The 25,498-nt window shown below is 56.9% G+C and carries 19 protein-coding genes; all 19 read right to left on the bottom strand.

What is annotated here, in order from left to right; translation table 11 throughout:
• Positions 1 to 32: 32 nt before the first annotated feature.
• On the bottom strand, positions 33 to 1,109 hold the full coding sequence (locus E7V67_013400) for a hypothetical protein (GenBank protein ID WUR16053.1): 1,077 nt from the start codon (positions 1,107 to 1,109) through the stop codon (positions 33 to 35).
• Positions 1,109 to 2,899, bottom strand: a complete 1,791-nt coding sequence (locus E7V67_013395) for a restriction system-associated AAA family ATPase (protein ID WUR16052.1) — start codon at positions 2,897 to 2,899, stop codon at positions 1,109 to 1,111. Before E7V67_013395 ends, E7V67_013400 begins: the two co-directional genes overlap by 1 nt.
• Positions 2,896 to 4,482 (bottom strand): restriction endonuclease subunit S, encoded by a 1,587-nt coding sequence (locus tag E7V67_013390; GenBank protein WUR16051.1) that lies wholly within the window; start codon positions 4,480 to 4,482, stop codon positions 2,896 to 2,898. Before E7V67_013390 ends, E7V67_013395 begins: the two co-directional genes overlap by 4 nt.
• Positions 4,483 to 4,505: 23 nt before the next feature.
• A complete protein-coding gene (locus E7V67_013385; protein ID WUR16050.1) occupies positions 4,506 to 6,170 on the bottom strand; it encodes a class I SAM-dependent DNA methyltransferase in 1,665 nt (554 codons plus the stop codon).
• A gap of 16 nt (positions 6,171 to 6,186) precedes the next feature.
• Positions 6,187 to 8,985 carry a DEAD/DEAH box helicase family protein gene (locus tag E7V67_013380; GenBank protein WUR16049.1) on the bottom strand — a complete coding sequence of 933 codons (2,799 nt, stop codon included), beginning with the start codon at positions 8,983 to 8,985 and terminating at the stop codon, positions 6,187 to 6,189.
• 69 nt (positions 8,986 to 9,054) lie between these two features.
• Positions 9,055 to 9,258, bottom strand: coding sequence for a helix-turn-helix domain-containing protein (locus tag E7V67_013375; GenBank protein WUR16048.1), 204 nt, complete (start codon positions 9,256 to 9,258; stop codon positions 9,055 to 9,057).
• Between the two features lie 504 nt (positions 9,259 to 9,762).
• A complete protein-coding gene (locus tag E7V67_013370; GenBank protein WUR16047.1) occupies positions 9,763 to 10,254 on the bottom strand; it encodes a hypothetical protein in 492 nt (163 codons plus the stop codon).
• Positions 10,247 to 12,568: a hypothetical protein gene (locus tag E7V67_013365; GenBank protein ID WUR16046.1), complete on the bottom strand. Its 2,322-nt coding sequence runs from the start codon at positions 12,566 to 12,568 to the stop codon at positions 10,247 to 10,249. The genes E7V67_013370 and E7V67_013365 overlap by 8 nt, the downstream gene beginning before the upstream one ends.
• Positions 12,565 to 14,118, bottom strand: a complete 1,554-nt coding sequence (locus tag E7V67_013360) for a site-specific integrase (protein ID WUR16045.1) — start codon at positions 14,116 to 14,118, stop codon at positions 12,565 to 12,567. The genes E7V67_013365 and E7V67_013360 overlap by 4 nt, the downstream gene beginning before the upstream one ends.
• Positions 14,119 to 15,231: a site-specific integrase gene (locus E7V67_013355; GenBank protein ID WUR16044.1), complete on the bottom strand. Its 1,113-nt coding sequence runs from the start codon at positions 15,229 to 15,231 to the stop codon at positions 14,119 to 14,121.
• A 560-nt stretch (positions 15,232 to 15,791) separates the two neighbouring features.
• Positions 15,792 to 16,259: a hypothetical protein gene (locus E7V67_013350; protein WUR16043.1), complete on the bottom strand. Its 468-nt coding sequence runs from the start codon at positions 16,257 to 16,259 to the stop codon at positions 15,792 to 15,794.
• Positions 16,260 to 16,313: 54 nt separating this feature from the next.
• A complete protein-coding gene (locus E7V67_013345; protein ID WUR16042.1) occupies positions 16,314 to 16,574 on the bottom strand; it encodes a hypothetical protein in 261 nt (86 codons plus the stop codon).
• A 378-nt stretch (positions 16,575 to 16,952) separates the two neighbouring features.
• Complete coding sequence (locus E7V67_013340) at positions 16,953 to 17,084, bottom strand: hypothetical protein (protein ID WUR16041.1); 132 nt, start codon at positions 17,082 to 17,084, stop codon at positions 16,953 to 16,955.
• 464 nt (positions 17,085 to 17,548) lie between these two features.
• Positions 17,549 to 17,893 (bottom strand): four-helix bundle copper-binding protein, encoded by a 345-nt coding sequence (locus E7V67_013335; protein WUR16040.1) that lies wholly within the window; start codon positions 17,891 to 17,893, stop codon positions 17,549 to 17,551.
• A gap of 138 nt (positions 17,894 to 18,031) precedes the next feature.
• Positions 18,032 to 18,955 carry a cation diffusion facilitator family transporter gene (locus E7V67_013330; protein ID WUR16276.1) on the bottom strand — a complete coding sequence of 308 codons (924 nt, stop codon included), beginning with the start codon at positions 18,953 to 18,955 and terminating at the stop codon, positions 18,032 to 18,034.
• A 258-nt stretch (positions 18,956 to 19,213) separates the two neighbouring features.
• Positions 19,214 to 19,813, bottom strand: a complete 600-nt coding sequence (locus E7V67_013325; protein WUR16039.1) for a hypothetical protein — start codon at positions 19,811 to 19,813, stop codon at positions 19,214 to 19,216.
• The gene (locus tag E7V67_013320) at positions 19,770 to 22,937 is read right to left on the bottom strand and encodes a CusA/CzcA family heavy metal efflux RND transporter (GenBank protein ID WUR16038.1); all 3,168 of its coding nucleotides are present in this window, start codon (positions 22,935 to 22,937) and stop codon (positions 19,770 to 19,772) included. The genes E7V67_013325 and E7V67_013320 overlap by 44 nt, the downstream gene beginning before the upstream one ends.
• A gap of 14 nt (positions 22,938 to 22,951) precedes the next feature.
• On the bottom strand, positions 22,952 to 24,166 hold the full coding sequence (locus E7V67_013315; GenBank protein ID WUR16037.1) for an efflux RND transporter periplasmic adaptor subunit: 1,215 nt from the start codon (positions 24,164 to 24,166) through the stop codon (positions 22,952 to 22,954).
• 18 nt (positions 24,167 to 24,184) lie between these two features.
• Positions 24,185 to 25,468 carry a TolC family protein gene (locus E7V67_013310; GenBank protein WUR16036.1) on the bottom strand — a complete coding sequence of 428 codons (1,284 nt, stop codon included), beginning with the start codon at positions 25,466 to 25,468 and terminating at the stop codon, positions 24,185 to 24,187.
• Positions 25,469 to 25,498: the final 30 nt, after the last annotated feature.

Genomic DNA, 25,498 nt, shown 5'->3' with positions numbered 1-25,498 from the left:
GAAGAGTGGCTTCCGCAATAGGATGAAAATATCTATAAAACCCCAACCTTTTGGCAGGCATCGAGAAACGACTTCTTGAGAAAGTTGCACTCAGCGTACGGACAGTTCCGGGCCTGCCGCGCCAATGTTGTCAGAAACTCGGCAGGATCTCGACCATCTTCTTTCCATTCGTCCAGCACCTGCGTGATCCAGTACTTGCCGTCATTCTTTCCGCAGAGCTTGGCCTTGTAGCGCTCTTCAATACCGTATATATCCTTCCAGGTTTCTAGTTCCTCCTTGACTACTGCGGGGCCAAACTGCAAGGTGATGTCCTCCGGCTTGAGCTTGGCGATGTCAGACTGATGCAAATCGACTTGTACCTCGATGGCATGGGGCGCCGTTTTGTATGGATAGAAAACCGCACGGCGTTGAATTGCTCTTGCAGGGTCTTTGGGTGTGTAGGCTGGGTTCTTGATCGATTTGTAGCTGCTGTTGCAGTGGTGGCAGGCTGGCACGAGGTTTCGAAAATTGATGGAATTGAACGGGTACAGCGACTTGGGTAGGTAGTGATCGTAGGCTTCGCGCTTGCTGTGGTATTCGCCCAGCAGGTCGTTGATGCCGCAAAACGGGCATTTGCCAGCGTTGTTGGTTTGCACGAAGGTCTGGTAGTGATCGTCGATGTCACCGATCTTAGCTCGTAGTGCCGCGAGGTCCAGCAGCGACTGTGAGTATAATCCTTTGAAAAAGGCCGCTAATTGTTCTGTAAGTCCTATGTGTACAACGGGAATGTCCGCGTAGCGAATAAGATGGGCAGACGGATCATTGGCGCACACCTTCTCCAAGTCGTTATTGCCTTGGTACCACCGCTTGAACTGCACGATGTCGTTTCGCGAAAGGAGGGAGAAACTTTGATATATGGCTTGAATTTGGCTTGAAAAGCGATCCCCGGCGTCGGTGTGATCATAAGCGAAAGACGTCATCACCTCTTTGAGCGGTGGATTGGCATCAAACAGACTCAAATCGTACTTTCCAGCCTTACTCGCCCGGCACCAGACTTGATAGAAAATGAAATTAATAAATCGCTGCATCCTCTCCATCTGGTGCGGCACATACGTGTAAGGAAACAGCATCAGTGTTTCGCCTCCCCGCTACCTTGTGACTCAGCGTCAAGGATGGCATTGATCAGCAACACTTTTTCTACCGAGTCGCCAAATTGTTGGTGGATCTGCGTAATCAAGGCCTCTTTGTCTTCCAGTCCCTGTTCAAAGCTCCTGCGCAAATCATCCAGAAGCGCCTGCGCACGGCCGCCAATAGTTTCGCGCTTGTCGAAGGTGTTCATGGTGATCTTGTTGATCGATGCGCCCAACGTGTTGTAGTCGGGGTGGCTAACCTGTACCGCGCGGCTTGCCTCGTCCTTAGCAAACACCAGCACCTTATCCGGCATGCTGTCGGATATAAGGAACGGGGAGTGCGTTGTGATTAGCATTTCCTGCCCCACCTTCCCGGTGTCGGGCAGGCACTGGCGTAGGCGGCTTATGAAGCTAGCCCGCCAGTCCGGGTTGAAGTGGGTTTCCGGTTCGTCGAACAGAAACAGGCTGTTGGTGTTGCGGAACAGCAGGCACAAGCCGAGGCTATGCAGCAATTGGTGCTCGCCATCCGATAGCTCTTTAAGGAGCATCGGCTTTTCTACATTACGCTTCGTGAAGTAGAAGTTCTTAATGCGCATGATGCGCTCATCGGAAGCCAAAGTCGGCACAGTCTCACTGACGTAGTGACTGGTCGAAACATATAAATCCGATTTCAGCTTGTCGCTGACCGAGTATAGATTAAGCGCGAACAGGACTTGGAGCGCCTGGAACAAGGATAATGCCGAATAATCGAAGTTGGCCCGAAATGCCGCCTTTGTATTCTCATTGACTCTATAATCGAGGATCAGCGTATCGGATTTATCGTCGTGGAAATAGACGGTTGCGCAGCGTTTGAGCTTCTCGACGATGGCGGTGCGTTCAGTACGTTCGTTGGCCTCAAGCCCCTGAAGCAAGTTGAGCCTGTAATCGCCCATCTCAGGATCAAGATAAACCGCATTGGTGTCTGCAAAGCGACCAACCTGTGTTTCGGTGGGCAAAACATAATCGCCAGAAGTGAAAGCGGCAATCTGTTGGCGCATGACAGGAATACTGCGGCGAAGGATGATGCGGAACTCCTTTAGCGACTCGATACCGACATCCTGGCAGTAAGGCTGCAAGGCGGCGGCGTCCTCAAAGAGCAGATTGCACAACAGGATTGCCTGACTGAATTCATTATCCAGATAGGCCAACCTAGTTTCTGGGTGGCCGGGATATGGTAGCTGCCTAATAAGGGCGTTCCAATATTCGTCGAACTGCACGAAACGCGTCTTGAAGAATGGCAGACTGAGGATTTCGTTTTCGCCCGAGGAGTAGGCTACAACGGACTGCGGCAGCAGGATGTCTGCGTGATCGCCCTTGAAGGCATCATACACATCGGTGTCGAAGTCGCTCTGGTTTTCCCACTGAAAACGCACGGATTCACCGGCATTTTTCCAGACGCCCACCTTCGCCCACTCCGGGCTGTCAGGGCCACGGTATTCGGCAGGCAGGCGAATCAGGTAATCCAACTCGAAAGCGACGGGTGAGAAATCCAAAGCCTCACTCTGCAACACCTCTGGCAAGAAGCTGCGGCGAACACGCAGCACTTCTAACTGGAAGAAGATCGCCGCCAACACTTCGAGGAGGTTGGACTTGCCGCTGCCGTTTGGGCCGGCGCACACGAAGGGCGCAAAGCCTTCATGCTGGGCGAGTTCATTCTGCAGACTCCACTCGGTGCGAAAGTGATGCTCGAACCCGTAAGGTAGGCTGCGAAATCCGTCTGGGTCCGTGATCTTGAGACGCAATAATTTCATGCCTGCACAGCCTTCAGCTCTATTACGTTGCCAAAGATCGGAGCTCCCTTTTCGTCATGGCCTGTGATATTTAGCGACTGTTGGAGACGGCCCTCGTCTATGGCTTTGAACACCCACGCCTTAATTTGCTCGTAGTCGTTGGCGTCTAGCGCGAAGTCGTTGTCGGGGTGCAGTTCCACGAGTCGGGTCTGTGCAGCTGCCATAAAGTGCTGTACCGAAAGCGGCGTGCCATCCGATTGGCCGCGATAGGCCTCCAGCCATTGCAAGATCAATGATTTGCGTGCCTCAACGTTCTCAAGCGCAGCCAGCAAGTTGTCGGTGTCAGGTAAGTTAATTGCCAAGCCTTGTTCGGCATGAGGTAAGGGGGGGGCCACGACGGTTTTTTCTTCCACAGCTTGTACGCCAGGCTTGGACACGCGCGAGAGATCCAGCTCGCCCTTAAATGCCTGCTGGCTCAACGCACCGTACAAGGTTTCCAAGTCGGCGATGCTTTGTTGATACAGCGCCCTCAAGCCATCAACCCGCATGTGCGCTTCGGCGAATTTGTTTTGCAGTGCGATTGGTGGCCGCTTGAGCTTGGTTTCCTTGATGAGCCCGAGATTGAGGCCGCTCATGATGGCACCTCTATTCTTGCTCTTGAACTGGCTCAAAATGAACGGGCTGGAGTGGATGGAGTAGGACACGAACAATGGATTAGCAAGCTCTCGATTCAGCGTAATTGCTGCCAAATGCTTCGTATTAATTGCCAAAGGAACATCATCCGGCACCACCGCTGAGCGACCAATAGTCCCCATGATCGTGACAATCACGTCCCCTGGGAATATTCGGTAGGTTTCAAGTTCCTTATATTTTTCATTGGTAATGAAGCGCCTCTCATCCCACTCAAAGCGGTTCTTTACGGCGTTGTCTATGCCGAGGACGGCCACATCACCGTCGGTTGAAAATTCGCTGTGCAGAAGGTTCGACCCAAAAGGCCCTGTTCGCATTGCACCTTTATGTTCTGCTGCAAGATCCTTTATCTCAACCAGCGGCCAATCTGCGTATCCGGTAGAGCTAGGGCCAAACATCTCCAAGAACACGCTTTTGAGCAGCTCGTCGAGTTGTTGGAGGTGTTGCCTGCGCTGGGCGATCAGCCCCTCCACTTTGCCGAGGAGATGGGCAATGCGGATTTGGTCCTCTATCGATGGGAGAGGTATCTCGATCTCTGCGAGTGACTTTGAATTGAGTGTCTTGCCCATTGCGGCCTGATTTGAGCCGCCATAAGTTGCTGATTGTAATGCGTAGTAGAGAAATTCTGAATTGAGCTCACTTTCGTTCTTGATGGTAAAGGCCGCAATCGCTTCATTCGTGAATAGATCGCAGCCCGCGAACGCCATCTTGCCGATGGTTAGCTTGAAGCTAAAAAGCAAGGTGCCTTTTTTGACTATTTTGCACCGAGCGTCTTTAACGGCAAAATCAGTAATTTGCTCTTTTGTCTCAGTAACAATTTTAGAGCTCAGATCCCTAATGGAGACCCAACGGTGCCCCTTACCCCAATAATCGGGTTCATTTCTAGATGGCGTCCTGCCAATGGAAATATCCACTAGCCTAGAGAGTTTCTCATGCCTCATCCGACCATCCCCTTCAATTCCAGCAACTCACGGACAATGCCGCTTTGTACCTTACCAAGTTCTGCCTCGTCCACATCGCCCACTTCGGCCTGAATCAGCCGATCCAAAATCGCGCCCGGCGCGTCGTAGTGCACAGCCTCGAACACATCGGTTTTATAGCGGGAGAGCGAGAGATCGTAGTTGTTCTTGTCGTCCGCAATTTCGGTACGCGGGACTATGAAGCATTTGCTTGTGCGATCGGTGTCGGCAGTCGCGTTTCTGGCGCGGTACCTGGCGATGATTTCTTGCAGGTCGCCGTTTCCTTCCTGCTTGCTGCGCTTGTCGTCTAGCGAATAGCCGTCGCTGGCCATCTCGTAGAACCAGACGTACTCGGTGGCGGGCTGCAAGACCTTTTCTTTAGGCCCCCAGACCTTAGTGAACAGCAGGATGGCAGTGCTGACCCCAGCATAGGGTTTAAACACTCCACTGGGCATTGTGATGATGGCTTTGAGATCGCAACGCTCTACCAGCATCTGGCGTAGGTTTTTGAAGGCGCCGCCGGCGCTGAACAGCACGCCCTGCGGCACGATTACGCAAGCAGTACCGCCTTTCTTGAGCAGGCGGTAGATGTTCTCAACAAACAGCAGCTCGGTCTTGGTGGTGCCCAGTTGCAGGTTTTCATTGATGTCGCCCTTGTCGATGCTGCCAGTGAAGGGCGGGTTGGCCATGACGATGTCATATTCGGATTCCTCGGTGTAGCCCTTGCTGAGAGTGTCCTGATAGTCGATGTGGGGCTCGTCGATGCCGTGCATCATCAAATTCATCAAGCCCAGGCGCACCATAGTGGAGTCGATGTCATAGCCCCACAGCGAGCTGGCTAGAATAGCTTGGGCCTTCTCGGTGAGAGCGGCAGCGACCGACGTGCGGACAAATCCGTCCTCATCGGGCGTAAGCTTATTGCCGCCCGCCTGAATAGCGAGCTGCGTGACGATGTACTGGTACGCGCCGAGCAGGAAGCCGCCGGAGCCACAAGCCGGGTCAGCAATCTTGTGGCCCAGTTGCGGTTGCACCAGATCGGCGATCAGCTTGATGATGTGGCGCGGCGTGCGGAACTGTCCATTCTTACCGGCCGTGGCAATCTCGGACAGCAGCATTTCATAGACATCGCCCTGGATATCCTGAAAGGCCTGGCCGTTCTCGCGCGAGTCACGCTCCATGACCTCGAAGATGTCGTCGATGGTCTTCACCGCCTCCACCAGCAGGGCCGGCTTGGGGATGATGAACACGGCGTTCTTCATGTGGTGCGTAAAGTTGGACTCTGCACCGTTCAGGTCTTTGAGGAACGGAAACACCTTCAACTGTACATGCTGCAGCATCTCTTCGGCTTGCATGCGCTTGAACTCGCCCCAGCGCAACGTGCGCTTGGCGATGGCGAACTTTTCCGGCTCCTGCTGGCTGCGGTATTCAGGCGGAATCCAGTTGCCTTCGAACTTGGAGGTGTAGGTCTCGCCGGTCCATTCGGCATCGGCTTGTCGTTTCTGGTCCAGCTCATCGAGCCGCTTCATGAAGAGCAGGTAGGTGATCTGCTCGATGGCGGTGAGTGGGTTGCTAATGCCGCCGCTCCAGAATTTGTTCCAGAGTTGGTCGATTTTGCTTTTAAGTTCAGGGTTGTTCTGTAGCATGGGATGCGATACTTTTTTAGGCGGCCAACCGTTCGGTCAGCTGCAGGATTTCGTTGATTTCGGCCGGACTGAACACACCCCGGATGCCTTGGGGGTGAATGACCGTAAAGGGTGCGTTGATCAGGTCTTTTTTCTCCACCTTTTCGCGCTCGATGATGAAGTTTTTCAGTAGGTTCAGAAACTCCATTTGACGGCTACTCAGCGTGGTGTGCGCACGGATGAATCGGTCGAACGCGGCACTGACTTCATCCGGAAAGCTCTTGAGCACCTCAATGCCCAAGATGTGGCGTATGAACTGGATCAGGCGAGCCTTGCGGTTCTTGTAGACCTGGCGCAGCAGGTCTTCTGTGATGTGTGGGTGTTCTTCGTGCAACAGTTCGGCGAGTTCATTGGCTTCAATCGCACTGACCGTCTCGCCGTTTTTAATCTTTTGTAGCACTACGTTGTGTTCGGTCAACTCGGCAATCAAGGCCTCGACCATTTCGCGGTACCGCGTGATGCTCACCGCCTCGTGCTGCGGGCCGAATTCCACCCATTCTTTTTTGTGTAACTCATCGGTCAGATCGAGGTGGGTTTGCTCCTGGCCGGTGCTTTGCTCGCGGAATTTCATCAGTGGCCCGAGCTTGGTGACCATATCATCGAAGGCCACTTCGTCGGCCTTGGCCCAGAAGTGGTTAGTTTGCGCGGCGCGAATCAGGGTTTCTTCCTGCTTAACGAAACTAACCGAAAGCGGGAGTCCGCTGATCTGTTCGACGATGCCTGACTTGAGTGTTTCAGCTTGCTCCTTGTCTTCGTAGAGCACTGCGAGTGAATATTCCAGCAGGTCGCGTTCAAAACGCATGGCTTTGAAGTCGGCCTCGGAAACGGTACGGAACAGCGGCTTGATTTCGGCGCGAAGGAATTCCAGCCGGTCGTGGTCGAGGCTAATCCAGAAATTTTCATCTGCAAGCCTAGCGAGCGCCGCGGCTGCTTCCTTGATTACAACCGATTCCTTTGGCAAGGCAGCAATCTGGCGGCGAAGCTTGTCGATTTCCCGCGCGGCGATGTCGTGGTGACCACTGTCGATTGTCTTCTCGATCTTGTCGAGCCTCAGACCCACCAGCCGTACTGGTAGCGGCAATTGCGGCTTGAGCTCTTTGCCTTTGGGGTTGAGCTTGAAGTATTCGAAGTTATCCCAGCAGTCGAGGATTAGGAACACGTCCTTTTCAATGCACCAGGGCTTGGGTTTGCTGACTTCCAGCAAACGCGTGCCGCGCCCGACCATCTGCCAGAACTTGGTATAGGAATAGACTGGTTTGGCAAACACGAGGTTGACGATCTCGCGCACGTCGATGCCGGTGTCGAGCATGTCCACACTAATGGCAATGCGCGGCATGTCATTGTTAGTGAACTGATCGAGTAGGCCGCCTTTGCCGTACACACGCGGGTCGTCCGACACCAACACCTTGGCAAGTTCGCCGTGATACTGCGGGTAGAGCTTGTCGAATATCTCTTCCATGCGCCGGGCATGGGACTTCGTGGCGCAGAAGAAGATTGTCTTGCCTGGAAGAACGCCGGTGGCGTCCTTGATGGCTTCTTCCATGAACTCGCGCACAATCAGGGTGTTGGTACCTTTGTTGATCACCTGCTTTTCGAGCTGGGTGCCTTCAAAGTTGATGTCTTCAACCTCCTTGCCCTGCAGGATCAGTTTTTTCTGGTCTTCTAAGGAAATGGTGCGCTTGCTAATGCCTTCCGTCTGGAACTTGGTCTGAATCTTCATGACCTGGAAGGTGCAGAGGTATGGCGGCACGTTATTGACGGCTTCCTCGTAGGTGTAGGCAAACGTGGGAATGCCGTCTTCACAATGAAAGAGCTGGAAGGTGTTATGGTCGATGATGTTGGTCGGAGTCGCCGTCAGGCCCAGCGTGATGGCTTTGAAGTAGTCGAGTACTTCGCCAAAAGTATTGTAGATCGAGCGATGGCTTTCATCGACGACAATGAAATCGAAGAAGTGTGGAGATAGGTTCTGCGTCGCATCCCGAATAATGTTGAGCATCGTAGGATAGGTGGCAACGTAAACACGACGATCCGTTGCGATCAACTTTTCACCGACATTGGGCCAGCGCGGCTCGTTGGGCATGTGCTCCTTGAAGGCCGCTAGAGCCTGCTCCCGCAGTGCAATTCGGTCGACCAGGAACAGCACTCTCTCGGCGTGGCTTGCGCGCATCAACGCATCGACCATGGCAATACAGGTGCGAGTCTTACCAGTGCCTGTGGCCATGACGAGCAGGAAGTCACGCTTCTTCTGCTCGACTCCTTCAAGCACGGAGCGAATGGCGCGGATCTGGTAGTCACGGCCGGCAATCGAAGTATTGATGAATTCCTGTGTCAGCGGCTTGCGGTTGCGGCGGATGTAGGCAAAGCGTTCTAGATCGTCGCGGGTCGGAAAACCGATCACTTTGCGCGGCGGGGCATTTTCCAAATCCCAAAAATAAAGGTCGTGGCCATTGGTATAGAAGCAGAACGGCAACTCACCGCCTAGTTGCTTATGGATGTTGTAGCAATACTGCTTGGCCTGCTCACGGCCAATGGCGGCATCACGGCTGGTTTTTTTGGCTTCGATCACCGCCAATGGCTTGCGGTCTTTACCCAGCAGGACATAATCGCTGAACTGGTGGCCCTCATAGGGGGTTCGTGCTTGCGCCAAACCTTGCGGTAGGGGCGTGAGGATGTCGAACTCCTCCACGACCTGAGTCGGATCTTTGACATTCCAACCAGCCTGAGCGAGTTGCTGGTCAATCAACTCTGACCGAGTTTGCGCCTCGGATTTCGTCATCGTTATCGCTCCCCTAGAGCGGACATGGATAAGCGCAATACAAGCACATGCGCTGTTATTGTTTAAATCTCACTTTTCTTTATGCCCACGCTGGACATCTTCATCAGCTCCCCCGGCACGCACCCATTCATCGACCTCGGCGCGTTGGAACTTCCACAGACGCCCAACTCGGTGCGCAGGTAGGCCTTTACGGTCGATCCAACGGTAGACCGAGTCTCGTGTGACGCCCAAGTGCTCGGCAATCTGCTCGACAGAAATCCACGGCTCACTCATACAAGAATTCCATTTGTTGAAGAACGAGTGACATAAAGTCGGAAAGAGTCGTAGAGGGCGAACTCTACCATCTGGAAGGCTGGTCAATCAAATTAAGATGACGAAGTATCAAGGAAAATTGTGCAACTATTGCAACGTAAGTTTCCGTTCAGGCCATTGCAGTCCGGCTCACGCTAGCCAGGCCCTCCGAGTGCCAAGCGGATGGTTCTTCGCTGCAGGGGGCGTACGGCGGCGGCGACCTTCGCCGTGCCGCCTAGCGCTTTTGGGATACCGGCCACCGGCACGTCGAAGACAAGGCAGCGGCACGGATCTGGATGGTCATACCCCTTACCCAGACAGCGGAGCCAGCCGGTGACGCCGGCGAGGTAACTAGGCAGCAACCGGCGGGCCGAGTCTGGTTCAACACCAGGGGAAGTCCCACATAATTACCGTCGTTCGCGGCGATGGCGGCGCCTATGACCAGCGCTTAGGCGATCAAGCACAAAGCGACTACTCGATGTTGATTTAACGTTCAGCTTCAGCAGGTGATACGGAAGGGGATGCAAACGGGTGCACGGTGGAGGTCGGAAGTGCCCCGAGCGCGCTAAGTTTGTCTCTCACAGAACTGTAATCCCCATAGAATTTTGCCCATTTACTGAACCCGCCGAGTTCACCGACTGCGCGCAACATTGCTACATGAGAAGCCGTCAGGAGCTGAACTGCCGCCTCAAGCTCAGCAATACGCGAGTCCCTCGCGGCTAATACAGCGGATTGCTCAGTCCCCGACATCCGCTTGGTCCGTCCATTCCACCGTCGATAACTGGCCTGCCGCTCCTGATACTTTGAAAGCAAATCCATCCGCATGGGGCTGCGTGTGATCGAAGAAGCTGCTTTGATCGACGGGTGTAGTCTCGCAACTGCTCGTGCTGTGATATCCGCGTCCTCCGCGAGCAGTTGCTCAAGAACTTGCACCATTGCGTCGTCTTCAGGGCGTTCGATATTTTCTTCTTTAGTCATCAAGTATCCCGGGTGAGGCAGGTTTGGAAAGGTCCACTCCGTTTGGAAATGCCGGCTGTCCAACTGGTGTAGCCAACAATGTCTGCACACCGTTAAGCCGCTGTTCGGCATGCTCCAACTGATTTTGCCAGCCAACACTGTTTGATGGCCGCGCTCTGATAATCTCAATCGCGCCCTTGAGTTTTCCTTCCAGGCGAATGAGGTTGTGACGATTCTCCGGGAGGTCAGTGGCAGAAAGGTGACGACAGCCAGAGAAGCATTCAAGATGTTTCGGACAGGGGTCTACGGTAAACGAATTCAGACAATGACCGTAAGGGGTAGCATGGAAGCCGTCAGCTTCTGTGCGCAGAAATTCATAGGCGGCAGTGTCGCCTTCGCTCCGCTGTATGCGACGGAATGAATCAACGATTGGTCCGTTGGCCTTTCCGGCGGTGATCATCTTGGCAACCGTAGCTGCCTTTTCACCGAGCGTGATTTCCAGATCGTCGTCCATCTCAATTTGATCGAGTTCTTCCGCTAGGCTTCGGTGGTCGTACTCATAACTTTGGGCCACGCTCCTGCGGTTGAATCGCTTTGAAATAATTGTGTCTGCCACTCCCAGGCGGAACAGCTCGGTATTTTGTAGGTGACGCAGCGAATGCGCCTCGATTGTCAACGCCCGGTCCTCGTCTGTCTGGCCGTACCGTTCGAAAATCGAAGACAGGTGTTTCGCTCCACCAAGCGATAACGCAACGAAGGTGGGGTCAGGGCGGCTCACCGAAATATAGCGCGTAACGTCGCATAACCCGTCGTTACGTTCTTCTGCGAGGGACCGTTTTGGATGCAGAAATAGGAATTCCCACGGCTGAACTGCTCCGGTCGCCAGCGGCAGCGGAGCCAAATCCGGCGTCTTCGAGGGGGTTGCCTTCCTGATGAAGTCCTCGAGCTCGCCAACGCGCAAGTACGTCTCTCGCCAGTTCATTCGGCTCCCCGCAGCAATGGTTGCACCGTTCGCTGAGCGGAAGCGAAGTTCATACTCGCCGCTATCAATTTGCTTTTGGAGCCGATTTCCGAACATATAAAGTGCTTGATCGAGCTTGCCGCCCTGGTTTTTATAGCTCTCAAACTGTAAGCTGCGAAGCTCTTCGAGTACGCCGAAGGCGAAATCCTCCCGGTACCGGTCAATGAATGGCTGGCGGTCCATGTCGAGCCAAAATGGATTTCCTGTAACCTGAGAATATAATTCGGCCAACGGAATGACATCGCTGGCGTTGTACCACGGAAGAATGCGCCCGGTTTCGCACTGCAACTTAAGAGTATTACGGAGCGGCTGCGTAAGACGGGCTACCCGATCAAGCGACTCCGTAAGGATTTCACGAAACATTTCGGGGACAGGCTGGGTGTTTTCACACAGGACCACGCTATCCGACTGTTCTTCCTGTTGCTTTTCTGCGAAGTGACGGAGCATCAAGGCCGAGGATATGCCGCCGGCTTCCCCTGCGGGACGGCCTCTTGCGTCCAGGTAGGCACGCTCACGTTTCCAGTCGAACGGAAGCAAAGCCGCCTCACCAACCCGAAGGCCGGTAATGATGATCGTGCGGATCGCCGCAAAGCGTAGCTCGTCCATGAACGTATTCGGCTTTTCCGTCATAGAGATTCGCACCAGCTCCCAAAACGCGCGCCTTTCTGGCAATCGCTCGGCCCGCTTCCGCTGCTCAAGGTTAGTTCGCAATTCTTCCTTGGACATTGTGTGTTTAGACTTCACACTGCGAACCGGTATCCGAGCAAGTCCGAGCATGGGGTAAATTTGTCCCACATCGCAGATATGGTGTTGGTCAAATACGACTTTAACCAAACCGACGACCAAATCTGCGAGCTTGCCAGAAGCTTGCACGTCCTTGGCAACGTTAATGGCATACCTTAGGTCGTCCAACTGCAACATCCATGGCTCTTTTTCGGTGCAACTAGCGACAACGCGTAACGGGCGGAGGATGCTTTGAATGACGTAACCAGTGGTGTTCCGCTTAAAAAACAACTGATCGGCCACCGCAGCCTTAATGAAATCCTGCCATGCGCTTGAGAATGCCGTTCGCATAAGCGGCGGGAGATTGTTCGCAGCTCTATGTTTATTAACGATAGCTAGAGCTTTTTGCTCTGAACCGAGGTCGCGCAAATAATGATTTGGTGGGGGAACGTCACCGACAGCCGCCGTGAGATTCCAGCCAACTCCATCCTTGGCTGAGCCTGCGTCGTCTAATGGAATGTCCCATTCGAACCCTTTTGACTTAACCAAATTCCGGCCAAGCTCAATAAAAGCAGTAAATGTTTGACTCATTTCGGACTCGTTTCCAGTTCTTCGATGACGTTTTGAATTTCTGCAATAGTCCGCTGCAATTGTAAGTAAGCGGGTGAACGTACGTCACCCCGAGAGCTCTGATCAAAAAACAGTACAACCTCGCGCATATCAGCAAGCACCTGCTGATGGATTTCCGGATTATGAAGCGGCATGAAGCGTCGGCAGCCATAGCATGACGTAACGGGGTTATAAGGGCAGGAGGGCTGACCCGAGGAACAGCCGCCGATCCCGCTAATCGGAATTCCGTGTGGAACACCGGCAATCTGTTGTTCCCCCTTAAGTTCGGACAGTTCCTCGTTCGATATAAACCGGTCATGGGCAATTTTTGCCACACGGCGATACACTTCGGAGGCCCCCAGGGCACGGTTGACACGTTCAGCGTGTGATGCCGCGGTAGCGAAATACACCAGGCCAGTGTTGACTTGGGAATGTCCCATAAACTCTGCGAGTTCTTCATGGCTCGCGCCGGCGTCAACAAGACGCTGCGCAGCTGTATGGCGGAGGTCAGTTAGCGTTCCACGCTCATCCGATTCCAGCAGTTTACGCACGAGTGCAGAGATCCTTCTTCCAACCTCATCCGTGGACTGGGCAGAAAAGAACTTGGCACTTGCATCGGCACCAGTGGCCTGAAGTTTGGATTTTAGGTAGACGAACAGCGGAGTCCATTCAACCTTCACCCGCCGCAGCAACGGTTTTCGTTTGGTGTCGCTGCGTTGTTTCGCCATGTGGAACGTTAAGTGAACGGATTTCGTCGTATTATCGTCCTCCGACCAAATTCTCACATTTCCGAGAGTGAGCATCGCTATTTGACTTCGGCGCATACCGAACTGGTACGAACATACCAGCATCGCTGCATCGACAATTTCGTCGTGGCTGAGGCTCGCTTCACCAAACGTCGTAAGTCTCGCAACTGTATCGTCTAAGTGACGAACAAGTATAGCTTCCTCATCTACAGATAAGAAAACGTCGCCAGAGCGGACGCCCGCGTATTTGTCCTTTGCAGGCAGGGGCAGGGCGTTCTTCAAATACATCTGGTATTCGTCAGACCAGCCGCAAAGACGCAGAGCGCACAGCAATTGCAGCACATATTTCGCGCAAATATAGGTGCCAGACGGCAGTTCCCGTGCACGTAAAGCTTTCCAGACTGGCCCGATTTTAGTCGGCCCAGCTTCAACCAGCGCCGCAACATCGGCAGACTTAAGATGCTGTGCGGCTGACAAGTAACCCACGGCAGATATGATCGCTAGATCTTGCGCCAGGATGTATGAAAAAATATGCTTAAATATAACGGAACATTCTTCACCCAGTCGAGCAAAGTCGACAGAGAATTTTTTTCCGAAAGCGGAAATCTCAAATACTGTTAGAGCAGCAGGATTTCTAATTGATCGGACTGCGTCCTCAAACTCGTCATAGTAACGGAGCACCGAGGGCAGGGCGGGCAACAACCCGCACAGTTCGCGTAATACTTCTCGATCTGCTGAATAGTCGGCAAATAATTCCTGTTGTTGCTGCGTTGCTCGGTCGCTCATTTATTGTTCCTTAGGTAATGCGCGCAACAGTGCTACGCGGTCATCAAATGCGCTATTCCATACCGTCGCAAGCCTGTCTTCAAATACAGCGCGGGCATAATGTGAAGGCATAGCCGAGGTTTTGGACCATCCAAAGAATGTGCGCAGTTTTTGAAGCGCTTCATCCATCGGATCACTCTTTGCCAGAAGTTGATGAAGCCGCATGACCGCACAAGTATGCCGTAGGTCGTGAGGAGTCACAGAGTCCTTACCAGTCCGGTTCTTAAGTTCCGTCAGCACGGGCTTGGGCAACTTGCTTGAGATTTGTGCGAACGCCTTCGTGATTGCTTCAGTTGATAACGGCAAGTTTGACTGGGAGTTCAGCAAAAATGAGTGCTTCGGGCGCCCTCGAAAATTTTGCACGTACATATCTATAACCCCAGCAATACCCTCACTGATCGGGATCTGACGGTACGATGCCGCTGTCTTGATGCCCGGTCTGGAATAACGAGGGTCTTTTGCAGCGTCCTCATAGGGATTCTCTTGTACGTTCAGCCAAAGGCGGTTTCTGTTGGCCTTGCGGTCAAATCCACTTTTAACAGTATCCGCCGGCAGTAGAAGAACCTCGCCGCGGCGCAGCCCTTGATGAAGCATCAAGAGAAACGCAATATATATCCGCCATCGCGTCCGCTCCCTGGGGAACGGGTTGAGTTCGGATTCGGGATCAACCATCTGATATAGGGCTTCAACCGTACTGGCGGGAAGTGACCGTATAGCTTCCACGGATCTACGACGGTGTACGTGGAACTGCCGATAAAGCGTCGAAAGGCGATGCAGTCGGACTTCGATGCTTTGTCGCTGCGGGTTCGCATCGCTCTTCGAAATCCATCCCAAGACCGAGGAAACGAACGTAAGTCCGGCATCCCATCGTTTTTGATCGGCCTCGGTGTTCGTGGGCTGATTTCGGAGCGCAATGAACCAGGACTCGAGGATCGACGCGAGCAAGTCGTCATTGGAAGACCCCAACGCATCATCCAGTGCAGCCGGGCCGAAGGACTGATCTGCATGTCGATACAGGTCTTCAATGAAGCGAAGCTTCTTGATATGCGTAGATTCGGCAAGCTGCCCGGTCATGAAAGTCGACCAGATAGTTGCCCAGTAACGCGGTAGACCTTTCTCGTCGACTAGAAGCGGACCATGGAGGTTCGGAGGTGTGTGCTGACTGTGAAGCTGGAAGAACATCTAACGTTGTTGAAATATCTACGCAACACCACACTATACCATTTGCATAGGTGATGTTGCAAATCTTCATCGTTAGGAGCACTCGGGTCGCAACACTCTACAAAGTACCAGTCCTTCGCATAATCTATATTATGTCAAATACGATCCGGACCGTATGCGAACGACTGCACCGCCATCCTCCCGACACACGGCAACAACAGTACGCCGACATCATATTGGGGTTCGTAGCGACATCATCGTGGGGTTCGCTCGAAAGACGCAGAGAAGTTCCAAAATCATGTCGCTGCCGTCTCACGATCTCGCGAAGCTGGCCCGCCTATCTTAACGCGCGCTTACTGAGGTCCCCAGCCGTTCGTTTGCATAAAGTTGTTCCCGGATTTTGCACTAAACTGTTCCTTGGCTCGGGCGTACGCCCAAAGCGCGCGATCCACTGCAGCGCCTTCCCATGCAGACTAAGACCCTTCGGCCGGGGCTGTCTGAACCGGCGTCTGCCAAGTGCTTAGCCGCAGGCTGCCCGTTGACCTCGCCAGCGTAAAAATATTGGCCCACACTGCTGTGATTGGCACGCCAGCTTGTGACGCAACCTGCTCAGCTGCCATGACCAAAATCTGCGCTGGCACCTCGTCCAGCAAATGCCAGATGTGCGCCTTGAAAGTCGACGGAGCCAAACCGGAGCCCAAGATCGTGATGAGTTCAGCTTCAGAAAGCTCCTGTCGATAGCTGACGCTGCTACTTTGAGCCGCCATGCGGATCCAGTTCCGCGGCCGCAATGGCTGCAAACTCGATGGTTCTAGTCCGATCGCCCAACACACTGCTGCACTGCCGTTATAACCAGACTCTCTCCCAATGGCCTGCGCGACCGTCCAGCAGAGACCCAGTTCGGCACACCGCTCAATGACCTGATCCTTATCGATTTTCATGTGGCCTTTCCACCTGCGGCTACGTCCTGAGTTGGTTTGCCAGGTGCTACGACATCATTTCGGCAGCTGATCCGGAAAGCCAAGCGCCTCCCTGGTGATCTCGCCATTTTCTTTCGATATCACGCTCCGGCGATCGCTATCGAACCACCAGCCGACAAACTCAGGGATACCCAGCTCAGGCGGCGGCAGCGTTGCCGGACCCATGCTCTTCGTGAACCAGGTCGAGCTGCCGTGCGCAAGCTGGACAAGCGCGATGCCGTGCGATGCCGCATACTCCAGCGCGCCCGACTGAAAGCCCGCAATCGAGAACAGCATCGCCTTCTGAGCGCCGATGGAGCGCCGATGGAGCGCAGTTTCGCATGCAGCGCCTGAACATCCTGGCGTTCGACCTTGCGCCGCTTGTGCTTGCACTCGACTAAGACCAGGAAATCAGCGCCGAGAGCGCTAAAGCGCGCCGTTACGTCGAACTCATACGATCCATCCGGCGCCTCAATCGACTCCAAGTGTTTCGAGCTGAACTGATGAAGGCCGAGCGCGCTGCCGTCCAGAAAATCCTTCACGGCCAGCTCATACTGGCGCGGCGTGAGTGTGATGTTGTTGTCGTCGAGGAATCGCATGGAACGCCCAATGTCCAAATTGTTGTTTACGTGACAAGGGCGGCCGGAGCCGCCCTTCTCTTCTACCTAGCGCCGCTTACAGGCAGCAAGCCAACATCTTGAGGCAGCATTCGATACTGCCACAGCAGCCGTTCGCCGCAGCGAGGGCTCCAGCGGAAGCTGCCAACAAGCCGGCTGCAACGGAGATTTTGATGAGTTTCGATTTCATGATTGATTTCCTTTAGGTTTGAGAACGTCGCGAAGCAAAACGCCAAGCCACGCTTCAATCCGGCGGAACCCAGATCGCTCGGTACGGCGACGGTAAAATACACTCACTGACAAAAACCTCACTGACGCTGACGCCCGCCACGGCCCAGCTCATGGGTACCGGGGGCGGAGCAATCGCCAGCGCGACAGGCGCACAGCCCATGGCGATACATTGGAGGGAGCAATGCTGCTCTGGACAACAGGCATGCGGCGCGCGCTGTCCCGCGACGGCGCTCGCGCACAGGCAGACTGTCAGGATCAGCAGAAGGATCGCTTTCATGGAATCATTCTAGCGACTTTTCGCGGCCCCCAAAGATTCTTCGCCGATAGGCAAGCGGGAGTTCGCGCTTGTGATACCGGCAGGACCGACAACAAGTGCCGCCCTGCCCTGTGCGCGCCCAGTGACTCAAATGATGAGCAACTGTATTAGATATGCGCCTCGCCAGCGTGTTTGGCGCATTCAGCGGCGCACTTCTCACAGGCCTGCTGACAGCGGGCACAGTGCGCGTGGTGCTCGGCATGCTTAGCACATTCTGCCGCGCATGCGCGACAGATATGGGCGCACAAGCGGCAGAAATCGCCATGGTGCACCGACCCGCGCGCCAGCGCATTCATTGTGGCGGAACAGATATCGGCGCAGTCCAGATTGATGAGCGCACAGTCGCCGTCGCCTTCACGAATATCGGCCGCGGCGCATTCCTGACATGCGTGGATCGCCTCTTCACAGGCCTCGATGCAGGCCTGCAGGTTGCTTTGTTCAATTGTTGTCATGTCTTTTCTCCTTTGGTAGCGTTATATGCCAACGGGCTCGATGCTCGTTGGAGATGGTAGCGCGCCCGGGCCAGGTCCGGCGCCGGTTACTGCACAAGCCACCACCGGCATCGCGCACAGGCCGGTGGGTATTCCGCTTCAATGATCGTGGTCATGTCCACCAAACGAGTGCTCTTCCTGCGCCTGCTCACACGGCACATCCTCGATCTGGATGGTGCTGTGATGGATGTCGAATCGCTTGGCGACTGTCGACCTGACCGCATGCAACAAGGCTGGCCAGGCCGACGGTGGCTGACCGCTAACGACGTGCACTGTCAGGCTCGACTTGCCGCTCGTGATGGCCCATACGTGGAGATCGTGCGCCGACGCGACACCTGGAACCGCGAGAATTGCCGATTCGACCTCGGCCAGCCCGATCCCTTCGGGCACACCTTCGAGCAGGACATTCATGCTGGCCTTGAGCAACGTCCAGGTCCGCGGCAGAACCCAGAGGCCAATTCCCACGGCGATGACCGAGTCAACCCAGGTCCACCCCGTGTATCGGATCACGAGGGCGCCGATGATGACGCCGATCGAACCGAGCATGTCGCTCCACACTTCAAGATAGGCGCCCTTTACGTTGAGGCTCTGTTCCTGCCCGCCCGCAAGCAGCCGCATGCTGATCAGATTGACGACCAGGCCGAACACCGCGATGCCGAGCATCATGCCTGAGGCAATTTCAGGCGGATGCTGCAGGCGCTGATAGGCCTCGTACAAGATATAGAGCGCCACCAGGAACAGCAGGATCGCGTTGAACGCGGCCGCCAGGATCTCGAAGCGGTAGTAACCAAACGTGCGCTGCTTGTCGGCGGGCCGCTTGCCGATGCGGATGGCGGCCAGCGAAATGGCCAATGCCGCGGTGTCGGTAAACATGTGCGCCGCATCCGATATCAGGGCGAGACTGTTCGTCAGGATCCCGCCGACTATTTCCGCAACCAGAAATGCGGTCGTCAATCCCAACGCGATCCACAGTGGCCGCTCGTTCTGCCCTACATTGACTGCATGCGAATGTCCAGAACCCATCATTTCTCCTTTAATGTTGAAGACGACTTACTTGTGTCGTTTGCGCGACTTTCGATGAGGGCCCGGCGCCCTCTTCTTCAAGACGCCACGCCGATTGCGCTTGGCGCGCCAATCGAGCCAGGCGACAAACGCGAGCACACCTACCAAGCTGCCAACGGCAGAGATAAACGCGCCAATCAATACCGAGTCGTGGGATCCGTCACTCACGTGGTCCTCCTTTGAAGTCGGCAGTGCGGACAGCCTCTGTCGGGTACATCATCACTGACCTCCGTTGCGGCTCGCCGATATCGCCCAACGAACAGGCAGCAGAACCAGCAATAGCAAACCGCCGTAGGCATCCAGCGGCACCGAGACGCGCGGTCCAGCGATCGCCGCGGCTACCGGCAGGAGCGCCACGATCAGGCCGACCAAACCGCTCGCCCTGCAACCAGGCCGTAGCGGAGAGCGTGCCGACAATTCGGCGACCAGCATGAGCGCCGCAATGAACATCGACAGCCCGAACACCAACTCGCTGTCCGGCCGGTCGACATGAAACACCCCGTGCGTCGCACTGGCGAGGACACGCACAAACAAGAAGCCGCCAGCAAGAACAAGAACGCCCTGTACTGCGTGGCCTGCCAGGGCACAGTACCGTCGCGCGCCTTCGGCCGGCGCCATTGCCAAGGTGAGCGGCCCGATCTGATGGGCCGCCCCGGCCAGCAGCGTGTCGCTGTCGGCGCTGAACCCGCCAGCCATACCGACAAGCAGCACCGTGGCCCGGGCGGCATGGCACAAGTGCGCCCGGCCGCCCTGCCCCGTGCCGCTACCGTCCTTCTCACGCGGGCACACGAACTGGCTCCTGCACGGCAGGTTCGTCACCGTCGTTGCGGTGCATCAAGCGATACAGCAGCGGCAACACCAGCAGTGTCAAGGCGGTCGATGACAAGATGCCACCGATGACGACAGTGGCCAGCGGCCGCTGCACCTCTGCGCCCGTGCCCGTTGCCAACGCCATCGGAACGAAGCCCAGCGAGGCGACCAGGGCCGTCATCAGGACGGGACGCAACCGCGTCAGTGCTCCTTCCCGGATGGCCCGTTCCAGCGGCATTCCTTCTTCGCGCAACGAGCGGATGAAGGAAATCATTACCAGGCCGTTGAGGACAGCGACCCCGGACAGCGCGATGAACCCGACTGCAGCCGATATCGACATCGGGATATCGCGCAGGGCCAGGGCAATCACGCCGCCGGTCAACGCAAAGGGAATGCCGGTGAACACGAGCAAGCCGTCCTTGACGTTGTTAAACATGACGAACAGCAGCGTAAACACGAGGAAAAGCGCGAGCGGGACGACAACCTGCAGCCTCTGCGTCGCGGACTGAAGCTGCTCGAACGTACCGCCCCAGCTCATCCAGTAGCCTGCCGGGATGACCACACTCTTCTGGATTGTCTGTTCGGCCTCCGGCACGAAGCTGCCGATATCGCGGCCACGGACATTGGCGCTGATAACGATGCGCCGCTTGCCGTTTTCCCTGCTGATCTGATTGGGCCCGGGCGCGAACGTCAGGGTTGCCACTTCGCCGAGCGGGATAAAGGACTGGGCGGCCGAAGGCGACGCGACAGGCAACGAGATCGGCAGGCGCCGCAGCGTGTCGAGATCCGTGCGCCGCTGTTCCGGCAGGCGTACCACGATGTCGAATCGCCGGTCACCCTCGAACATCGTGCCAGCCTCCTTGCCGCCGGTTGCGATGGCCAGCGTCTCCTGCACATCGGCGATGTTGAGGCCGTACCGCGCGGTCTTCTCGCGATCGATCTGCACCGTCAACATCGGCAGGCCGCCCGTTTGTTCGACTTTTACCTCGACGGCGCCGGGCACGCGTTGCAGTACCTCGGCAATGCGTTGCCCCGTCGCGGCAAGCACATCCATGTCGTCACCGTACAACTTGACGGCGACATCGCTGCGCACACCGGAGATCAGTTCATTGAATCGCAGCTGGATCGGTTGCGAGAATTCGTACGCATTGCCTGCATACCGCCCCGCTTCCTTCTGGATCGCCTCGACCAGTTCCGCACGCGTCTTTCTCGGCGCAGGCCAGGCGCTCTCGGGCTTGAACATCACGTAACCGTCCGAGATATTTTGCGGCATCGGATCGGAAGCGATTTCCGCTGTACCGGTGCGGGCGAAGACGCGATCGATTTCCGGGAACTTCGCCTTCAGGCCGCTTTCGATGCGCTTTTGCATGTCGAGCGATTGCGTCAGGCTCGTCGCCGGTATGCGCAGTGACTGCAGCGCGATATCGCCTTCGTTAAGGCTGGGCACGAATTCGCTCCCCAGCTTTGACGCCAGCAAGCCGCACAGGCATATCAGCACCACGGCGCTGGTAATGACAAGCGCGGTATTGCGGAGCACCTTTTCAAGCATCGGCTCGTACGCGCGGCGTGCCCAGCCCATCAAGCGATTTTCTTTTTCCGCCACCCGCTTGCCGATGAACAGTGCCACCGCCGCGGGAATGAACGTCACAGACAGGATCATCGCCCCAAGCAGGGCGGCAACGACGGCAAACGCCATCGGATGGAACATCTTCCCCTCGACGCCGGACAGCGCGAAGATCGGCAGGTACACGACCATGATGATCAACTGGCCGAACAGCAGCGGCCGCCGGGACTCGCGCGCCGCCGCAAACACCTCGTGGAAGCGCTCCTGCAGTGTCAGGTTGCGACGGTGATGCTCTTGGGCGTGGGCCAGCCGGCGCACGCAGTTCTCGACAATGACGACAGCGCCGTCGATGATGATGCCGAAGTCGAGCGCGCCCAGGCTCATCAGGTTGGCACTGACCCGATAGGTGACCATTCCCGTGAAGGTAAACAGCATCGCCAGCGGAATCACCATGGCGGTGATGAGCGCCGCGCGGAAATTGCCGAGGAAGAGGAACAGGATGGCGATGACGAGCACCGCGCCTTCCAGCAGGTTCTTCTTGACCGTGGCGATGGCCTTGTCGACAAGCACCGTCCGGTCATACACCGGCACGGCGTGAATCCCTTTGGGCAGCGTTCGGTTGACGGCCACCATCTTCTCGGCCACGGCCTGGGCGACGGTGCGGCTGTTTTCACCGATCAGCATGAATACGGTACCGAGCACCACTTCGCGGCCGTTCTCGGTCGCCGCGCCGGTACGCAGCTCGGCGCCCAGATCGACGCTGGCCACGTCGCGGACACGGATGGGAACCCCCGTCACGTTCGTCAGGATCGTGTTGCGGATATCGTCCAGTGTCCTGACCTGGCCGGGAGCGCGGATCAGGAACTGCTCCCCGCGCTGCTCGATGTAGCCGGCGCCGACATTGCCGTTGTTGCGCTCGACGGCTGCGACGACCTGTTGCAGCGTCAGGCCATACGAACTGAGCTTGCCCGGGTCGGGCGTGATGTGATACTCCTTGGCGAACCCGCCGATCGAGTTGATTTCGGTGACGCCACGGACCTGGCGCAGCTGGGGTTTGATGATCCAGTCCTGCACCTCGCGCAAATCGGTGGGGGTGTACTGCGTGCCGTCGGGCTTCTTCGCGCCAGGTTCGCTTTCAACGGTCCACAGGTAGATCTCTCCCAGCCCCGTGGAAATGGGGCCCATCATCGGTGTGACGCCGGACGGCAGGTTTTCGCGCGCTTCCTGGATGCGCTGGTTGACGAGCTGGCGCGCGAAGTAGATGTCGGTACCGTCCTCGAAAATCACGGTGACCTGCGACAGGCCGTACCGCGACAGCGAGCGCGTCTGCTCCAGATGCGGCAGGCCGGCCATCACGGTCTCGATCGGGAAGGTCACCCGCTGCTCAACTTCGAGTGGCGAGTAGCCCGGTGCCGAGGTGTTGATCTGGACCTGGACGTTGGTAATGTCCGGGACGGCATCGATGGGCAGCTTCTGATAGCTGTACACGCCGATGGCCGCCATCGCGAACACGGCCAGCATGACCAGCCAGCGGTGCTCGATGGCGAAACGAATAATGCGCTCAAACATGCGTGGCTCCCCCGTTAGTCTTCATGCTCGGCGCTGCCCTTGCCCTGCTCGGCTTTGAGCACGAAGCTGCCAGTCGTCGCATAGCTGGCACCCGCAGTCAGGCCCGCGGTGATCTCGGCGAGCTTGCCGTCGGTGATGCCGACGGTGACGGGTTGTGGCTTGAACCCCTGCGGCACCCGTAGATAGACCATCGATTTCCCTTCGGTCGTCTGCAGTGCTTCCGCCGCCACCGCCACCGGCACTTGGCGGGTGCCGCGTGCCATGGCGACGTCAACGAACAGGCCCGGCCGCCAGGCCATCTGCGGATTGGACAGCACGACACGCGCCTTAGCCGTGCGGGTCTCCTCGCCCAGCAAAGCGCCCACATAGCTGACCTTGCCTTCCGCCGCCGTCGAGGCTGCGGTTGCCCGGACGGTAACGGGCATGCCGACCCGGACCGCTTCCAGGTCCTGGGCGGAGATCACCACCTCGACCCATACCGTCGACAGGTCCGACAGCAGGAACACGTTGGCGTCTTCCTTCAGCGACTCGCCCTGCGCGATGTGCTTCTCGACCACCATGGCATCGAAGGGCGCGCGCAGCACGTAGCGATTGAGTGGACCGTCGGCACTGGCCGCGCCAAGGGCAGCCAGCTTGGAGCTTGCTGCCTGAGCGGCGATCTGCGCCTCGCGGAAAGCCTGCTGGGCTTGCAGATAATCCTGCTCCGCCGAGATCTTGTCCTCCCACAGCTTCTTTTCCCGCTCGTAGGTGAGCCGCGCCAGGTCCAGGCGCTTGTTGGCGGCCTGTGCGTTGCTGCGCAGTTCGGCAAGTTCCGGGCTGGAGATCACGGCCAGTACCTGGCCCTTGCGAACGAGTTGCCCAAGGTCGGCCGACACCGACTCGGCAACACCGGCGACCCGCGGGACGACGTGCGCTGTTCTGTCCTCATTGAAGCGCACCTCGCCGGGGAACTTCAGCATATTGCCAATGACGGCACCGGCGGCCTTGGCGGTCGCGATGCCGGCGGTCCGGATCTGGTCATCGGTCAACTCGACAATGCCTTCAGCATGTCCTTCCCCTTTCGCGCCCTCCTTGCCGTGCTCGGCGCTTGCCGCCTCGCCGTGGCCGCCCTCGGCAGCTTCGCCGTGATCGTCCGTCTTCCAGAACAAGATCGCCGCGGCTAGCAGCACGCCGACCATGACGACCGAAAGCACCGCGGTCGCGGTCTTTTTATCGAATGTGAACTTCATCTTTTATCCTGTCTTGATTTACTGTTGCGGGCGCTGCGGGACATAGCGCTCGATATCGGCACCGGCGCGGTAACGCTCGGCAAGCGCCCGCAGATATTGCGCACGCGTCTGGAACAGCGTGCGCTGGGCGTCGATCACGTCGAGAAAACTGAACTTGCCCAGTTCGAACCCTGTGACCGAGGCCTCGTACGCCCGCTGCGCTGCCGGCAGGATGTCGCGCTTCAGGCTGGACACCTCTTCCTGAGCCAGGCGGGCGCGCTGGTACGCCTCCGACAGCGCCTGGGTAAGGCGCAGACGCTCCCCGTCGAGATCGATACGTGCCTTCTCGAGCTGACGCAATGCAGCCAGCTCGCTTCCCTGGTTCCGGTTGAACAGCGGCAAGGGGACGGACAACCCGATCACCGCCTGGTTGCGGCCGATCTCGTCGTCACGCTTGTTGCCCAACGTGACACTGACATCGGGAATGCGCTGCGCGCGCTCGAACCGGACCCGGCTTTGCTCCCTTTCGACCTGCTCATGCGCCCTGCGCAACTGTGGTGAGTCGTCGAGCCGCCGGTGCAGTGTTTCCAGCAGCGGCAGGGGGATGTCGTCCGCGGGGGCCTTTTCCAGCGGCCGCTGCAGCGCACCCGTACCAGCCCATAGCGCAAGCAGGCGTTGCCGGGCAAGGCCGAGTGCGGAAACCGCTTGCGCCACCTCGAGTCTTGCACCCGCTTCGGCAACCTCGGAGCGCGATTGTTCGACGGGGGAAATGCGGCCGGCGGCAACCCTGCGTGTGGCCGCCTGCGTGACCTTCTGGGCAAGCTGCAGCGATGCCTCGGCCAGGTCGAGGCGTTCCTGTGCGGTCAACGCGTCAAAGTAGGTCGTCACGACATCTGCGCGCAGGTCGGCCAACGCAATGGCCACGTCTTGCGTTGCTATACGTCGCTCACCTTCAGCCAGAGCGACGCGCGCCGCGCGCTTGCCGCCCAATTCGAGGCGCTGGCTGACCTGCACGGTCTGGGTGCGCGTTCCCTTGTCCATCCCCTCGCGCAACAGCGCCAGTTCAGGATTCGGCAGCAGGCCTGCCTGCAACCGGTTGGCGTCGGCGATGTCGATGTCCTGGCGTGCGGAGCGCAAGCCGGGGTTGGCCGCAAGGGCCAGTTCGATGGCCTCGGCCAACGACAGCGGCCGGGCGTCCTGCGTGGGGGCTGGCGCCACTTGCGCCTGGCCGGACGTGTGTTGCTGTCCGAGATCGGCAGCGGCATGGGCGCACAGCGGCATCAGCAATGCCGTTGCGCCCACTAAAATAAAGCTGGTATGCATGGATAACTCCGAAAGTGAACACGAAGGCTA

Origin of the sequence: [Empedobacter] haloabium (assembly GCA_008011715.2) — a bacterium.
In the GTDB taxonomy this organism is placed as follows: Bacteria; Pseudomonadota; Gammaproteobacteria; order Burkholderiales; family Burkholderiaceae_D; genus Rugamonas; species Rugamonas haloabia.
The sequence above is the reverse complement of the archived record's forward strand: the minus strand, read 5'-3'. Positions and strand labels throughout refer to the sequence as shown.